We start from the raw sequence: 16,571 nt of genomic DNA, 5'->3' as shown, positions 1-16,571 counted from the left end.
GCGCCGGCCTCTCGCAGTGAAGGGATCACCGATGACCTCGACCGTGCCCAGGCGCCCGGCCCGCAAGGCCGGCGTCGACCTCCCGGTCCTCGGACTGGGCACCTGGCGGACGATCGACCGGGCCGGCCCGGACCGGCTGGCCGAGCTGCTCGAGGCCACCCGCACGGTCGGCGCCCGGCTGGTGGACACCGCCCCGGTCTACTCCGACGCGGAACCCCGACTCGCGCGGCTGCTCCGTGAGGACCCGTCGTTCTTCGTCGCCACCAAGATCTGGGACACCGAACCGGAGGCGGTCGAAGCCGTCTTCGCCGGCCAGCTCGCGGGATACGCGCGCTCTTGCGTCGACCTCCTCCAGGTGCACAACCTCAACGGATGGCAGGCCAACCTGGCCTGGCTGGAGCGGCAGAAGGCGGCCGGGCGGGTCCGCTTCACCGGCGTCACCTACCAGTTCGACCACGCCTTCGGCATGGGCGGCACCCGGGCCGACCTCGCCCACGTCATCGCCACCGACCGGGTGGACTTCGTCCAGGTCAACATGAACGCGGCGGAACCCACCCTGGCCGAGGACATCCTCCCGGCCGCCGCCGAGGCCGGCATCGGCGTGATCGTGATGCGGCCGTTCGGCGAAGGCGCGTTGCTGGCAGCGCCGCCCCCCGCCGCCTTCCTGCGCGAACTGGGCTGTACGAGCTGGTCCGAGGCCCTGCTGCGCTGGGTGCTCGCCCACCCCCAGGTCACCACCGTCCTGACGGCGACCTCCCGGCCGGAGCACTTCCTCGCCAACGCGGCGGCCGCCCGCTCGGGTCCCCTGGGCCCGGCGGAGGCGTCGGCCGTGGCCGACCACGCGCGGTCCGTCCTGGGGGCGAGGTCCGGGCGATGACCACGAACCGAACGGACGGCGGCCGCCACGGCGAACGCAGCGGCCCCTCGGGCGGGCACGGCGGCGGTGAGAGCCTCACCGGCCGGATCAACCACCTCTTCTCGATCGCCGGTTTCCGCGACCACAGGGGCCGGTGGCAGACGTTCGGCACCGGCGAGGTCGCCGACCTGATCAGCCGTTCCGAGGGCCGCTACGGCGTCCGGCTCTCCCGCAGCTACCTGGGCATGCTCCGGTCCGGGCGCTACACCAACCCCTCGATCGCCGTGGTGATCGCGCTCGTCCGGTTCGTCAACGACCATCTCGCCGACGGCCATCCGGAGATCACCGTCGACTGGCTCACCTCCGGCGCCACCCCGGCCGCGGCCGGCGCACCGGCCGGCCACCCCACGGCCGACCCGGCCGACGGGCTCGGCGCGCTGGCTGACCGTCAGGTGCAGCACATCGCCCTGCGCGCCGGCCGCATGACGCCCGAGCTGCGGGACCGGCTCATCGCGATCCTCGACACCATGGAAGGGACCCCGTGACCACCGGCCGGCTGAGTACGATGCGCGACTGCCGCAGCTACGTCCGCTCCTTGCGGCTCGATCCGTACTCCTCCGCGCACGAGCTGTGCGACCAGATCAGCACGGCGCGCGGCAGGCCCATCCGGGTGATCGAGGCGCGGCTGCCGGTCCCCGGCCCGATGGGGGTCTGGGTCTGCCGGACCGACGACGACGTGGTGATAGTCCAGGACCTGGCCGTCGGCGCCCACCGCGACCACATCGTGCTGCACGAACTCGCCCACATCCTGTGCGAGCGCGAGGGCGAGCGGTACCGGCACGACGAACCGGCACTCTCCGCGCTCGAAGGCATCCTCCCCGAGGGGGGGGGCGCCGTGGTCAGGTTCCGCTCGGTCCACGACTCGGCGGCCGAACGGGAGGCCGAACTGCTGGCCGCCGCGTTCGCCGAGTTCGCGGTCGACGACCGGGCCGAGGCGAAGGTCTCCCGGGACGTACAGCGGTACTTCGGCGGGGCGTGAGGCGCCATGGTCACCCGGCTCCAGTCCCTACTGTCCGCATTCCTGTGCCTGGCGCTGCTCGCCAAGATGGTGGCGCTGCGCGTCGGCTCCCGGCCGACCCCGCAGGCCCCCCTCCTGCTGACCGCGCTGGGCAGCTTCACCCTCGCCGCGCTCGTGGGCATCCCCGCGGTCCGCGCCCGGATCCCGATCGCGACGGTGCCCGGGGTCGCCTCCATCATCATGGACACCGGTGTGTCGGTGAGCCTGGCCCTGCTGGCGACCTACCTGTGGACGCCCCTGCGGCGCGCCGGCTCGGTCCCGTGGTGGAGGGGACGGCTCTTCCTGACGGCATTGGCGGTGAGCGGGCTGCTCGCCGCCCTGATGGCATCGACCCCGCCGTCCCTGCGCACCGACCCGCTGCAGAACCAGTACACCGGGGACTGGCGGATCGTCGGCGTCTACGTGATCGGGAACCTGTTCTTCCTGGTGTGCTCCGGGGCCTCGGCGATCGCATGCGCCAGGATCGTCCGGATGGTGCGCGGCCACATCGCCGTCGGGGTCGCGGTGGGGGCCGTCGGGATGGTGGCCTACGCGGTCACCTGCGTGAACCGGCTGTTCCTCGTGGCCGGTCAACCGTGGCTGGCGGGCGACTGGTTCACCTGGTACAGCGTGCTGAACTTCGTCTTCACCGAGGCCGCGGTCCTGGCCAGCGTGCTCGGCCTGCACTTCACCGCCGTCTGGCGGGTCACGGTGGGCTGCCGGCGGCTCTTCGACGACCTGCGGGTCTTCCTCCTCCTCGGGCCGGCGTGGCGGCGGCTGACCGCGCTCCACCCGGACGTGGTGCTGCCCTGGGAGCCCGGACCCCGCGGCCTGCGGGACCGGGTGGACCTCTCGTACCGCAGGTACCGGCGCGAGATCGAGTGCCAGGACGCCCTGCTGCTGACCGGGGGTTCCGGCCGGAGTCGTGCGTAACTGCCGCCCGCAGGGGACGTTCCGGACGGGGCGTGCGGCAACGCCCGGGGGTGGACCGCTTCGCCGGTGCGAATCGGCGTGCCGACGACGGGCTTCCGCGGCCGGCCGGCTGCCTCGGACGGATCGCGGGCGACCTCACGCAGGCGGTCCGGGGCGGTGACCACTGCCTGCTGCTTCCTGCTGCTCGGAGCGGTGGAGGACGCTCAACGCGGCGGACCGGCAACTCCTTTGATCTACGCGGACCGTGCCTTCGGTACACTTTTGCACTGCCCTGAGACCATGCCCGCCGTCACGTCAAGGACTGTTTCATGAGCGAACGCGTCATCACCCCTCGCAACCGGGGTTTCCTCTTCCTGGACTCGCACCCTGCCGGCTGCGCCCGTCTGGTGAACGACATGTGGCAGGCGGTCGCCGCCCGGCCCGCGGCTGCCCTTGATGATGACGCGCCCGTGGCTCTGATCATCGGGTCCTCCTCCGGTTACGGACTGGCCGCCACCGTCGCCGGGCTCGCCCGCGCGGGGATCCGCGGCATCGGTGTCTCCTTCGAGAAGGCGCCGACCGAGCGCCGCACCGGCACCGCGGGGTGGTACCGCACCGCCGCGACCGCCGAACTCGCCGAGGACGCCGGGCGGGAGATGCACTTCCTCAACGGCGACGCCTTCTCCGACGAGATGAAGGAGCAGGTGGCCGACCTGGTGAAGCGGCGCTTCGGCCGGCTCGACCACCTGATCTACTCCGTGGCGGCCCCCCGGCGCACCGACCCCGAGACGGGGACAACCTTCTCCTCGTCCCTCAAGCCGATCGGCGCGACGGCCCGCACCAGGACCCTCGTCTTCGACGAGGACGGGCAGCCGGACGTCCGTGAGGTGTCGACCGAGCCGGCCGACGAGGACGAGATCGCGCAGACGATCGCCGTGATGGGCGGCACGGACTGGGCCCGGTGGGTGTCCCACCTGGCCGACCGCGGCCTGCTCGCCGACGGCTTCAGCACGGCGGCCCTCTCGTACATCGGCTCTCCGCTGACGGCCGACATCTACCGGGAAGGCACCATCGGCGCCGCCAAGGCCCACCTGGAGCAGACCGCCCGGGAGCTCGACGCCCGACTGCGCGACCTCTGCGGGGGGCGCGCGGTGACCTCGGTCAACGGAGCCGCCGTCACCCAGTCGTCCACGGCCATTCCCGGCATCGCCCTGTACACGGGGCTGCTGCGCGGCGTCCTCGGGGACCGCATGGTCTCCCCGGTCGACCAGCTGGCGGAGCTGTGGGACCAGCTCACCGGCGTGCAGCCGCTCGTGACGGACGACGAGGGCCGGGTCCGGCTCGACACGTGGGAGCTCGCACCCGAGGTGCAGGAGGCGGTCGCGGACCGCTGGCAGGCCGCCACCACCGAGACCATCACGGACCTCGCCGACCTGGAGTGGTTCCGTGACAGCGTCCGGCAGCTGTACGGGTTCAGCGCCCCCGGCGTCGACTACCCCGCGCCCGTCGAGACCGAGGTCCCCTGGCCCGCCGCCCGATGAGCACGCCGAGCCCCTTCTCGTACGTAGCCGCCCAGGACCCGCTGTTCGGTGTGGTCGATGTCGAACTCGACCACGAGGGCGGGACTCTCGTCGTGGACGGGGAGGGGATCGCGCGGGCCGAGGTGAGGCGGGCCGCGGGTACGGCGGTGGAGAGCCACGTGCCGATCGGGACGCGGGACCCGGAGCGCCTGTCGATGACCGTCGGTGGGGCGGAGGTGCCGTTGCGGCCCGCCAAGGGGTTCCTGACGCGGAAGTCCTACCGGGTGGACGTCGGCGCGTACCGGTTGGTCCCCGACTCGCTCGACGGGAGCAGGCTGCTCCGGGACGGGGCGCTCCTCGGGGTCTTCTCGTCGAGCGGGGACGGCCGGGTGTCCGTCGAGTGGAAGGGCGAACCGGGCGCCGACGACGCGGCCTTCGGGTACGCGCTCGCCGCCGCGTTCGGGACGGGTGCCGAGCCGATGTGGAAGCTCACCCTGGACGCTCTGTTGGAGTTGTGGCCTTAGGCGGTGTCCTGCCGATCGTGCGGGGCGAGCCCTCGACGTACCTGAACCGTTTTCGGGAGGCGTCGGGGGCTTTGTCCTGTCGCCGGGACGGACGGACGGACGGGCGGGCTGCGCCGCGAGGCCCGCATGTGGCGCCGCGTGGTGCCGGAGTGGCGCGGCCCGGGGGTGATGGCGCCATGTGGCTCAGGATGGCGCGCCGATGGCACCGCGCCTGACCTGCGGTTTTATAAGTGGTGGCACGAGTGGCGCCAGATTGGCTCGCCATGGCGCCATATGTGTGTCATGCTGTGGGACATGGACCTCACGCCCTATGTCGCCAGTCTTCGGCACGAGCTCGCGGTGGCCGCCGAAGCGGGTGGCGACGACGCCCGCGCTCTCGCCGAGCGCATCACCGCACCGCTAGAGTCGGCAGCCAGACTCACCCTCCTGAACGCCCTGTCGGATGCCATGGGCGAGGTCACCCGGGAGCTCGCTCCGGGCTCGGTGGACGTACGGCTGCGCGGGCTGGAGCCCGAGTTCGTCGTGACGGCGCCGCCGAAGGACGAGCCCTTCGTAGTACAGGGCTACGAGGAAGCGCATGCCCTGCCCGCCGTGCCGATCGCGCCGGAAGGAGAGGACAGCAGTACCGCACGCATCAACCTCCGACTCCCCGGCCACGTCAAGGCACGTGCCGAGCAGGCGGCCGCGCGGGAGGGGCTGTCGCTCAACGCCTGGCTCGTCAGGGCCGTTTCGGGAGCGCTCGAGCCCGGCGGCGGACGGCAGGGTGACGCGCCGGCGCCCCAGCGGGGCGGTGGCAGGAAGAGCTTCACGGGCTGGGTGAGCTAGCCCCACCGGAGCACCTTTTCGGCGTGCGAGAGGCCGACCACTCTCGCGTCAAATCTTCACGTCCCCGGAGCGGGGGCGATCACCAGACTCACGAGGACGGGACAGTCATGCCTTCTTACGACACCAAGGGACCCATCACCGCGAACATCCACGTCGAGGTCGGTGTCGCCCGGATCAGTGCCGGGGACCGCACCGACGCGGTGGTCGAGATCCACCCGCGCACCGCCGGGGACAAGGACGACCAGCGCGCCGCCGACGAGACCAAGGTCGACTTCTCCGACGGCACGCTGACGATCCGTACGCCGAAGGCGCGCGGCCTGTTCTCCGCCCGCGGTTCGGTCCTGGTCGAGGTCTCGCTGCCGCAGGGCTCGCGGCTCCTCGGGACGTTGGAGATGGGGGACATCAGCTGCAAGGGGACGCTGGGCGAGTGCGAGGTCCGCACCAGCGCCGGCGACATCCGGCTCGACCAGGCCGGTCCGGTGCGGCTGAAGACGCAGCACGGGGACGTGCAGCTCGACACGGCGACGGGCGACGTGGACGTCACCACCGGTTCGGGCGAAGTGCGGGTCCGCACGATCGGCGGCGACGCCGACATCAAGAACTCCAACGGCAACACGTGGCTGGACGACGTGGCGGGCGATCTGCGGCTGAAGGTCGCCAATGGAAACATCACCGTCGGCCGGGCGCAAGGGTCGGTGACGTCAAAGAGCTCGAATGGCAACGTACGCATCGAGGAAGTGGCGCGCGGCACGGTCGAGCTCCAGACTAAGGCCGGCAACCTCGAAGTCGGGATTCGCCAGGGGACTGCTGCCTGGCTCGACATCAACTCCCAGTCCGGGACGGTCTACAGCACCCTCGGATCCGCCGAAGGCCCCACAGAGGGTGCGGAGACCGTCAAGGTGCACGCGAGGACCAGCCTCGGTGACATCACCATCCAGCGTGCGCACGGCGCCTGACGACAGAGCTCTGCCTCGCAACAGCTACGAAATGGAGGGGGCACGATGAGTGCCGCGACCGAACAGATGGCCCCGCCCAAGGGGATCAGCGCAGTCGGCCTGCGCAAGTCGTACGGCGAGAAGGTCGTACTCGACGGGATTGACCTGCACGTGCAGGCGGGCACGATCTTCGCGCTGCTCGGTCCGAACGGGGCGGGGAAGACCACCACGGTCCAGATCCTCTCCACGCTCATCGCCGCCGACGGTGGCGAGGCGACCGTGGTGGGGCACTCGCTGGAGCGGAGCGCGGACGCGATCCGTGCCCGGATCGGTGTCACCGGCCAGTTCGCGGCGGTGGACGGGCTGCTGACCGCCGAGGAGAACATGCTCCTCATGGCGGACCTGCACCACCTCGACCGCGCGGAGGGCAAGCGCCGCACCGCCGAATTACTCCGACAGTTCGAACTCACCGAGGTGGCCGGCAAGATGGCCTCCACCTTCTCCGGGGGCATGCGCCGCAAGCTGGACCTGGCGATGACCCTCGTCGGCAACCCGAGCCTGATCTTCCTCGACGAGCCGACCACCGGCCTCGACCCGCGCAGCCGCCGCACCATGTGGCACCTGATCCAGCAGCTCACCGCCCAGGGCGTGACCATCTTCCTCACCACGCAGTACCTGGAAGAGGCCGACCAGCTCGCCGACCGGATCGCCGTCCTCGACAAGGGCAAGATCGTCGCCGAGGGCACCGCGGACGAGCTCAAGCGCCGCATCCCCGGCGGGCACATCCGCCTTCAGTTCTCCGACGTGCTCAGCCTGGACGCCGCCTCCCGCCGGCTCGGCCTCGACGAGGGCGCCCGCGACGAGGAGAAGCTCACCCTGCAGATCCCGAGCGACGGCAGCATCCCCGCGCTGCGCGCCGTCCTCGACCTGCTGGAGGGCGCCGGTGTCACGGCGGACGCGCTGACCGTCCACACGCCCGACCTGGACGACGTCTTCCTCGCCCTCACCGGTGACGGGTCGCGCCACCACGCGACCACCGTTCCCAGCCCCGCCAACACGGCGCAGGAGGCCCGCCGATGAGCACCACGTACGCGATGCGCGACTCGATGACGATGCTGCGCCGCAACCTCAAGCACGCACAGCGCTACCCCTCGATGACGATCTCGATCGTCGCGATGCCGATCCTGATGCTCCTGCTGTTCGTCTACGTCTTCGGCGGCGCGCTCGGCGCCGGCATCGAACTGCCCGGTGGCGGTACGGGTGACCGCGGCGACTACACCAACTTCGTGGCCCCCGGCATCCTCCTGATGGCGGCCACCGCCGGTGCGGTCTCGACGGCCGTGTCGGTCTGCACGGACATGACCGAAGGCATCATCAACCGCTTCCGGACCATGTCGATCTCGCGCTCCTCGGTGCTGACCGGGCACGTGGTGGGCAATGTCATCCAGACCATGATCAGCCTGGTCCTGGTCATCGGTGTCGCGCTCCTGGTGGGCTTCCGGCCCAACGCCACCGTCGTCGAGTGGATCGCCGCCCTCGGCATCCTGGCCCTGCTCGCCTTCGGCCTCAGCTGGCTGTCCGCGGCGATCGGTCTGGGCTCCAGCAGCGTGGAGGCGGCGAGCAACGCGCCCATGCCGCTGACCTTCCTGCCCTTCCTCGGCAGCGCCATCGTCCCGCCGGAGTCCATGCCGGTCGGACTGCGCTGGTTCGCCGAGTACCAGCCCTTCACCCCGATGACCGACACCCTCCGCGGCCTGCTCATGGGTACGGAGATCGGCAACAGTGCGTGGCTCGCGCTCGGTTGGGGCGTCGTCCTCAGCGTCCTCGGCTACTTCTGGGCCCGCTCCGCCTTCAACCGCGAGGCGAAGGGCTAACCGCCACACCGCACCACGCAAGAACCCGAACGGGGCTGCCCGGCCGAAAGGCCGGGCAGCCCCGTTCTTCGTGCTCCCGCCGTCCCGGCGTCCCGCTGTCCCGTCGACGGGACAGCGGAACAGCGGGACAGCGGGCCGGCGGAAGCGCAAAGAACGGGGCGCGGTGGCCGAAAACGCAAGGAGGAATCGCTCACCAGTACCCGTCCGGCAGGGCTGTGCGGGCGTTCCTTGCCTCGTTGGAGGGCCACTCCTACGATCAATTGCGGAAGTGCGGGAAATAGGCCGTGACCGATCCGGCCCGCTGCGCCAGCGCACCCGGTACTGCATTCCACTTTCTGATTTCTGCTTTCCGCCTCCACCGAAATCTGCAGAGGGGTCATGGTCATGCACACGCGCACCCACGCACCGGAAACCGGCGCCGGACTGGTCGTCGAAAGCCCCTTCATATGGCGGGCGCGACGGCCCGGACACCGCCATCAACTGATCTGCTTTCCGCAGGCGGGCGGCGGCGCGGGAGCCTTCGCCGACTGGGCGCAGGAACTCCCCGCCGACATCGAGGTCGTCGCGGTGCAGCTGCCCGGCCGGCAGAACCGGATCATGGAGGACCCCGCCACCGAGGTCGGCCCGCTCGTCCGGGCGCTGACGCAGGCCCTGCGCCCCGTCCTGGACGGCCCGTTCTCCTTCTTCGGCCACTCCTGCGGGGCCCTGCTGGCCTTCGAGCTGGCGCTGGCGCTCCAGTCGCGCGGCGGACCCCGGCCGGCCCATCTGTTCCTCTCCGGCCAGGCCTCGCCCGAGCCCTTCCGCAACCGGCCCCAGCTGCACGGACTTTCCGACGACGAGTTCCGCGCCGAGGTGCTGAGGCTCGGCGGCTTCGACGAGGAGCTCGCCGACGACGAGGACGCCATGGATGCCCTGCTGCCCTCCGTCATGGACGACTTCTCCCTCTGGGAGCAGCACGTCATGCCCGTCGACGCGCGGCTGGACGTGCCCATCACCGCACTGGTCGGCGAGTCCGACAGCCGGGCGCCGCTGAACGAGATGGAGACCTGGGGCGCGCACACGGACACCGCCTTCGACCTGCGTGTCTACCCCAGCGGGCATTTCTATCTCTTCGAGCCCGGACTGAGCTCGGAGCTGCTCGAATTCATCGCCGGTACGGTGCTGGAGCCCTAAGCTCCCCAACGGGTCGCATCGCGGGCGGTGCGGTTTTCCGCGGGCAATTCCTGTGTGGCAGCTTTTTCGGGCTTGTCGCACCGCCCGCCGGCTGAGATCAATGAGAAATCAAACCCACGAGATTCCGGTCTTCATGTCCAACCATTGGGGGATGGTCGCTTTGTGCTCGTTCCATGACACGGCGGTGCCGGTGGCGACGATTCCTGAGATGTTCGAGAAGCAGGTCGTCGCCGCTCCGGACGCCGTCGCGCTGGTCTTCGGCGAGACCTCGCTGACCTACCGCGAGGTCGACGCGCGCGCCAATCGCCTGGCGCGGGTCCTGGCCGGACGCGGAGTCGGACCGGAGTCGGTCGTGGGCGTGGCCGTGCAGCGGTCGCCGGAGCTGTGGGTGGCCGTCCTCGCGGTGCTCAAGGCGGGCGGCGCGTACCTGCCGATGGACGCCGCGTACCCCGCGGAACGCCTCCAGTACATGGCCGGGGACTCCGGCGCCCGCCTCGTCCTGGCGGACGCCGTCACCGGTGGCCTGCTGCCCGAACTCCCCGCCCCCGTACTGCTGCTGGACGCGCCCGAGACCGCGGCGGCGGTCGCCGCCGAGACGGCCGGCCCGCTCACCGACGCGGACCGGATCCGCCCGCAGCGGGTCGCGCAGACCGCGTACGTCATCTACACCTCGGGCTCCACCGGCCGCCCCAAGGGCGTCGCCGTCACCCACAACGGCCTCGCCCCGCTGCTGGCCACACACGCCGAACGGCTGAAGGTGAGCCCGGCGAGCCGGGTGCTGCAGTTCGCCTCGCCGAGCTTCGACGCCTCGGTGTGGGAGATGTGCATGGGGCTGCTGTCCGGCGCCACCTTCGTGCTCGCCGACAAGGAGGCGCTGGCCCCCGGCGACCCCCTGGCCGACACCATCGCCCGGCACGGCGTGACCCACGTGACGCTGCCGCCCCCGGTGCTCGCCGCGCTCCCCGCCGGGGCCATGGCCTCCGTCGAGACCCTGGTGGTCGCCGGTGACGCCACCACCCCCGAGCTGGTCGCCACCTGGTCGGCCGGCCGCCGCATGATCAACGCGTACGGGCCCACGGAGACCACCGTGTGCGCCACGATGAGCGCGCCGCTGGCCGGCGACGGCCGCGTACCGCCGATCGGACGCTCGATCACCGACACCGACGTGCACGTCCTGGACGACGCGCTGCGCCCGGTCGGCGCCGGAGTGATCGGCGAACTGTACGTCTCGGGCGCCTCGCTGGCCCGCGGCTACCTGGGGCGCCCCGACCTGTCCGCCCAGCGCTTCGTGGCCTGCCCCTTCGCCGGGCCCGGCGCGCGGATGTACCGCACCGGCGACCTCGTGGAACGGACGCCGGAGGGCGAACTCGTCTTCCACGGGCGCGTCGACACCCAGGTCAAGATCCGCGGCATCCGGATCGAGCCGCTCGAGATCGAGGCGGTCCTCAGCGGCCACCCCGGCGTGGCGGACGCCGCGGTCCTCCCGTACGAGCGGCGCGGCAGCCGCCAGCTGGTGGCCTACGTGGTCCCCGCGGCCTCCGGCCGCCCCGGCCAGGCGGGCCCGCAGGGCAGCGCCTACGGCAGCATCGCCCTCGACTCCGGCTTCGGCGTCGGCGAGCTGCGCGCCTTCGCCGCCGACCAGCTGCCCGACCACATGGTCCCCGCGGCGTTCGTCCTGCTGGACCGGCTGCCGCTGACCCCGAACGGCAAGCTCGACAAGGCCCGCCTGCCGGAACCCGAGTTCAAGGGCGAGACCTACCGGGCCCCGCGCACCCCGCAGGAGGAGATCCTCGCGGAGCTCTTCGCGAAGGCCCTGGGCCTGGGCCAGGTCGGCATCGACGACGACTTCTTCACCCTCGGCGGCGACAGCATCCAGACGCTCCAGGTGGTGTCCTGGGCGCGGGCGCGCGGCCTGGTGGTCACCGCCCGCCAGGCCGTCGAGCACCGCACCGTCGCCCGCCTCGCCGAGATCGCCGTCGCGAACGGCCAGGGCGCCCCCACCGGCCCGGTCCTGGCGGAGCTCGCCGGCGGCGGCACCGGATGGATGCCGCTGCTGCCCGTCGCCCGGTGGATCCGTGAGTGGGGCCCCGGCTTCGGCCGTTTCCTGCAGGCCATGGTGCTGGAGCTGCCCGAGGGCATCGACCGGGCCGGCCTGGCCGCCACCCTGACGGCCGTGGTGGACCGCCACGACCTGCTGCGCTCGCGCCTCGTCGCCGACGCCGCGGGGGAGGGCGACGGTGAGGCCGACGGTCTGGTCGTCGCGCCCGCCGGCTCCGTGGACGTGGAGCCGCTGCTGCGCCGCGTCGCGTGCGACGGCCGCCGGGACGAAGAGTCCTGGCGGGACCTGCTGCTCGGGGAGCTGGAGGAGGCCGCGCGGCGGCTGGATCCGGAGGCGGGTGTCGTCGCGCAGTTCGTCTGGTTCGACGCGCCCGGCGACGCGGAAGGGCAGGGCGCCGGGCGCACCGGCGCCGGACGGCTCCTGCTCGTCCTGCACCACCTGATCGTGGACGGCGTGTCCTGGCGCATCCTGATGCCCGACCTCGCCTCGGCCTGGCAGCAGATCAGCGCCGGCCGCACCCCCGAACTGCCGCCCGTGGCCACCTCGATGCGCCGCTGGGCGCACGCGCTGGCCGACGAGGCCCTGCGCCCCGAACGCGTCGCGGAGCTGGACCTCTGGCGCTCGATCGTCGAAGGGCCCGACCCGGTGCTCGGCGCCCGCCGACTGGACCCGGCCGTCGACGTACGGTCCTCGGTGCGCGTCACCCACGTCCGGCTCCCGGCCTCCGTGACCGAGGCCGTGCTGACGGACCTGCCCGCGGCCTTCCACGGCGGGGTCAACGACGGACTGCTGGCCGCGCTGGCCCTGGCGCTCGCGCGGTGGCGGCGCACCCGCTCCGTCGACGAGACCTCCGCCCTGATCCGCCTCGAAGGACACGGCCGCGAGGAGGCCGCCGCCCCCGGTGCGAACCTCGCCCGCACGCTGGGCTGGTTCACCACCGCCTTCCCGGTGCGCCTCGACCTCGCCGGGGTGGACCTCGACGAGGCCTTCGCGGGCGGACCGGCCGCCGGCCTGGCCGTCAAGAAGGTCAAGGAACAGCTCCTCTCCCTGCCCGACAAGGGCATCGGCTATGGCCTGCTGCGCCACCTGAACCCGCAGACCGCCGCCCAGCTGGCCGAACACCCCATCGGGCAGGTCGGCTTCAACTACCTGGGCCGCTTCGCCACCGGCTCCGAACTGCCCGGTGACGCTCGCGGGGCGGGTTTCACCCAGGCCCCGGAGGCCGCGGCCATCGCCGAACTCGCCGAGCTCGACGCCGCGCAGGACCCGCGGATGCCGGCCGCCGCCGAACTCGACATCAACGCCACGGTCAGCGACCAGCCGGCCGGCCCGGTCCTGACCGCCGCCTTCAGCGCCCCCGAGGGAGTGCTCACCCCGGCGGAGGTACGGGAGCTCGCCGACCTGTGGTGCGCCGCCCTGGAAGGGCTCGCCCGGTACGCGGCCCGGCCCGGCGCCGGCGGTCTGACCCCCTCGGACCTGCCGCTGGTGACCGCGAGCCAGTACGACATCGACGGCTGGGAGCGGCGCTTCCCGGGCCTCACCGACGTCTGGCCCACCACCCCGCTCCAGTCGGGCCTGCTGTTCCACTCGATCTTCGAGGACTCCTCCTTCGACGCCTACCAGGTGCAGTACGCCCTGCACCTGTCCGGGCGGGTGGACGCCGGCCGGCTGCGCGCCGCCGGGCAGTCGCTGCTGGAGCGGCACTCCAGCCTGCGGACCGCCTTCGTGCACAACGCGTACGGGGACCTGGTCCAGCTCGTACTGGACTCCGTCACCCTGCCCTGGCAGGAGCTCGACCTGTCCGGGCTCGGCGAGGCGGAGCGCACGGAGGCCTTCGAGCGGTTCCTCGCCGAGGACCTGACCACGCACTTCGACCAGATCGCGCCGCCGATGCTGCGCCTGACGCTGATCCGGACCGGCGAGGAGACGTACGAGCTCGTACTCACCGCCCACCACGTGCTGTTCGACGGCTGGTCGGTGCCCCTGCTGATGCAGGACCTGCTCACCTTCTACGGCTCGGAGGGACGGGCCACCGGTCTGGAACCCGCCCGCGACTACCGGGACTTCCTGGCCTGGCTCTCCCGCCAGGACCCCGAGGAGTCCGCCCGGGTCTGGCGCGAGGAGCTCAGCGGGCTGGGGGAGCCGACGTTCCTCGCCCCGGTGGTGTCCGCCCCGGCCGCTCGGTCCACCGAGTCCACCAAACCCACCGAGTCGGCCGAGTCCGGCGAGTCCGCCGAGGACATCGCCATGCGGCAGGCCGAGGTGCCGCTGCCCGTCGAGGACTCCCGCGAGCTGTTCCGGCGCGCCTCCGAGCTCGGCGTCACCCTGAACACGGTGGTCCAGGGCGCCTGGGCGATCCTGCTGGCCCAGCTCACCGGACGTCAGGACGTGGTGTTCGCCTCCACCGTCGCCGGCCGCCCGCCCGCCCTGCCCGGCGCCGACACCACCGTCGGCATGTTCCTCAACACCCTGCCGGTACGGGTGCGGTGCGCCCCCGCGGACACCCTCGCCGAGCTGCTGACCGCGGTGCAGGGCCGGCAGGCCGCGCTGATGGACCACCACCACTTCGGCCTGAGCGAGATCCAACAGGCCGCCGCAATGGACGCCCTCTTCGACACGATCATCGGCTTCGAGTCCTTCCCCATGGACCGGGCCGGCATCGTCGAGGCCAGCCGCGCGGCCGGGATCTCGATCACCGGCATCCGCTCCTTCACCGCCAGCCACTACCCGGTGACGGTGCTGGCCTTCATCGAGCCCGACCGGCTGCGCCTGGCGGTGCAGTACCAGCGCACCGTGCTCGACCCCGCCGTGGCCGAGTCCATCGCCGCCCGGTTCGCCGCGATCCTGCGGCAGCTGGCCGAGGACACCGGCCGCCGGGTGGGCACCGTGGACGTACTGGAGCCCGCCGAACGGGACCGGCTGCTGAACGGGCTCGGCGCGGGTCCGCGTTCCGCCGGGGCGGAAGCCGATGGCGACGGTGACGGTGACGGCGACGGTGACGGTGACGGGGCGACCGTCCCGGAGCTGTTCGAGCGGCAGGCCGCCGCGACCCCCGACGCGGTCGCCGTGGTCTCGGGCGCACGGTCCCTGACCTACCGGGAGCTCGACGAGCGGGCGAACCGGCTGGCCAACGGCCTGATCGCCCGCGGCGCCGGCCCGGAGACACCGGTGGCCCTGGCCCTGCCCCGGTCGGCGGACCTGGTGGTCGCGCTGCTCGGCGTACTCAAGTCCGGGGCGGCCGTCCTGCCGCTCGACCCGCGCCACCCGGGCGACCGCCTCGCGCGCGTCCTGGCCGACGCACGGCCGCTGCTGGTCCTCACCGACCCGGACACGGCGGCCGCCGCGGCGGACACCGCGGCCCCCACCGCGCACCTGGGTGAACTGGACTCCGGGGACGGCGCGTCCGCTGCGGCGGCCCCCGTCCGGCGGCCCGACGGGCTCGCGTACCTCTCGTACGCCTGCGGAAGTTCGGGCGGGCCGACGGGGGTGGAGACCACCCACCGCAACCTGGCCGAGCGGGTGCCCGGGCTGCTCGCGCGGCTCGGCTCCGCGACCGGCCGCCCGCGGCTGCTGGTCGGCCCCTCCGGCGACACCGAACCGCCCGTGCCGGAGATCCTCGCCGCGCTCTGCGGCGGAGCGGGCGTCGAGGTGCTCCCCGATCAGCGGGCCCTCGCCGGACACCGCCTGCTCGCCGGGGACCGCCGCGCCGACCCCTCCGGCGCCGCCGCGCGCGGGGTGCTCGCCACGACCCCCTCGGCCTTCGCCGACCTGCTCGACGAGGTGGCCGAGGACATCCACGCGGACACGATCGTGTTCTCGGGCGAGCCGCTGCCGGCCGCACTGGCACGGCGGGCGGCCGAGTCCGCCCCGGGGGCCCGGCTGGTCAACCTCCACGGGCACCCCGAGACCGGACCCGCCACCGCCTTCTCACCACCGGACGGCGAGGAGCCACCGGGCACCGCCGCCGTGCCCGCCGGGACCCCGCTCGCCGGAGTGCGGGCGTACGTCCTCGGCGCCGGTCTCACGCCGGTGCCGCACGGCGCGGTCGGGGAGCTGTACCTCGCGGGCGGCGCACCGGCCCGCGGCTACCGGGGACACGCCGCCCTGACCGCGGAGCGGTTCGTCGCGGACCCCCACGGCCCGGCCGGATCGCGGATGTTCCGCACCGGCGACCTGGTCCGCTGGAACGGCGACGACCGGCTGGAGTTCCTGGGGCGCGGCGACACGCAGGCGGCGGTCCGCGGCACGCGGATCGCGCCCGCCGAGGTCGAGGCCGTCCTGACCGGGCACCCCGGGGTGGCGCGGGCGGCCGTGATCGCCCGCGCGGGCCACGGGCCGGGCGGGACCGCGCAGCTGGTGGGCTACCTCGTACCCGCCGAGGCGTACGGGGCCGAGCCCGGGCCGTACGCCGACCAGGTGCGGGCCCACGCCGCCCGGCTCCTGCCCGCCGCCCTGGTCCCCGCGGTCCTCGTGACCCTGGAGCGGCTGCCCCTGACGCCCGACGGCCGCCTCGACCGGGCCGCGCTGCCCGAGCCCGAACCGGCCGGCCGCCCCTACCGGGCGCCGCGCACCCCCGAGGAAGCGGCTCTCTGCGAGCTGCTGGCGGAGGTGCTCGGTGTGGAACGGGTCGGCATGAACGACGACTTCTTCGAACTGGGGGGCAACTCCCTGCTGGCGACGCGGCTCACCAGCCGTATCCGGAAGGTGCTCGGGGTGAGCGTGCCTTTGCGGTCGATCTTCGAGTCTCACGCAATTTCAGAGCTTTCGCGCACGGTCAAGAACGCAGGCACGTCGAGCCGGCCTCGACTGCGCAAGATGGACAGGAGTGGACAGTAA

General features: G+C 72.7%; 12 protein-coding genes. All 12 read left to right on the top strand.

Annotated features, from left to right (window positions below; translation table 11 throughout):
* Positions 1-31: 31 nt before the first annotated feature.
* The 12 genes from AB0D29_RS18955 to AB0D29_RS18900 all read left to right on the top strand — a co-directional run bounded on the left by AB0D29_RS18955 (position 32) and on the right by AB0D29_RS18900 (position 16,571).
* Positions 32-877, top strand: coding sequence for an aldo/keto reductase (locus tag AB0D29_RS18955; protein ID WP_362855515.1), 846 nt, complete (start codon positions 32-34; stop codon positions 875-877).
* Entirely contained in the window at positions 874-1,401 is a 528-nt protein-coding gene (locus AB0D29_RS18950) for a hypothetical protein (protein WP_362855514.1), read from the top strand. The genes AB0D29_RS18955 and AB0D29_RS18950 overlap by 4 nt, the downstream gene beginning before the upstream one ends.
* Positions 1,398-1,895 carry a hypothetical protein gene (locus tag AB0D29_RS18945; RefSeq protein ID WP_362855512.1) on the top strand — a complete coding sequence of 166 codons (498 nt, stop codon included), beginning with the start codon at positions 1,398-1,400 and terminating at the stop codon, positions 1,893-1,895. Before AB0D29_RS18950 ends, AB0D29_RS18945 begins: the two co-directional genes overlap by 4 nt.
* A 6-nt stretch (positions 1,896-1,901) precedes the next feature.
* On the top strand, positions 1,902-2,846 hold the full coding sequence (locus tag AB0D29_RS18940; protein ID WP_362855511.1) for an MAB_1171c family putative transporter: 945 nt from the start codon (positions 1,902-1,904) through the stop codon (positions 2,844-2,846).
* A 308-nt stretch (positions 2,847-3,154) separates the two neighbouring features.
* A complete protein-coding gene (fabV, locus tag AB0D29_RS18935) occupies positions 3,155-4,366 on the top strand; it encodes an enoyl-[acyl-carrier-protein] reductase FabV (RefSeq protein ID WP_362855510.1) in 1,212 nt (403 codons plus the stop codon).
* Positions 4,363-4,869 carry a hypothetical protein gene (locus AB0D29_RS18930; RefSeq protein WP_362855509.1) on the top strand — a complete coding sequence of 169 codons (507 nt, stop codon included), beginning with the start codon at positions 4,363-4,365 and terminating at the stop codon, positions 4,867-4,869. Before fabV ends, AB0D29_RS18930 begins: the two co-directional genes overlap by 4 nt.
* A 294-nt stretch (positions 4,870-5,163) precedes the next feature.
* Positions 5,164-5,694, top strand: a complete 531-nt coding sequence (locus AB0D29_RS18925; RefSeq protein WP_362855508.1) for a toxin-antitoxin system HicB family antitoxin — start codon at positions 5,164-5,166, stop codon at positions 5,692-5,694.
* A gap of 107 nt (positions 5,695-5,801) precedes the next feature.
* The gene (locus AB0D29_RS18920; protein ID WP_362855507.1) at positions 5,802-6,650 is read left to right on the top strand and encodes a DUF4097 family beta strand repeat-containing protein; all 849 of its coding nucleotides are present in this window, start codon (positions 5,802-5,804) and stop codon (positions 6,648-6,650) included.
* A 45-nt stretch (positions 6,651-6,695) separates the two neighbouring features.
* Positions 6,696-7,709, top strand: a complete 1,014-nt coding sequence (locus tag AB0D29_RS18915) for an ATP-binding cassette domain-containing protein (protein WP_319724274.1) — start codon at positions 6,696-6,698, stop codon at positions 7,707-7,709.
* A complete protein-coding gene (locus AB0D29_RS18910) occupies positions 7,706-8,503 on the top strand; it encodes an ABC transporter permease (protein ID WP_362855506.1) in 798 nt (265 codons plus the stop codon). The genes AB0D29_RS18915 and AB0D29_RS18910 overlap by 4 nt, the downstream gene beginning before the upstream one ends.
* 384 nt (positions 8,504-8,887) lie before the next feature.
* Positions 8,888-9,676: an alpha/beta fold hydrolase gene (locus tag AB0D29_RS18905; protein ID WP_362855504.1), complete on the top strand. Its 789-nt coding sequence runs from the start codon at positions 8,888-8,890 to the stop codon at positions 9,674-9,676.
* Positions 9,677-9,884: 208 nt separating this feature from the next.
* Positions 9,885-16,571 carry an amino acid adenylation domain-containing protein gene (locus AB0D29_RS18900; protein ID WP_362855503.1) on the top strand — a complete coding sequence of 2,229 codons (6,687 nt, stop codon included), beginning with the start codon at positions 9,885-9,887 and terminating at the stop codon, positions 16,569-16,571.

This window comes from Streptomyces sp. NPDC048424 (assembly GCF_040651555.1).
In the GTDB taxonomy this organism is placed as follows: domain Bacteria; phylum Actinomycetota; class Actinomycetes; order Streptomycetales; family Streptomycetaceae; genus Streptomyces.
Note: the sequence above shows the minus strand (reverse complement) of the source record. Positions and strands in the feature narration are given on the sequence as shown.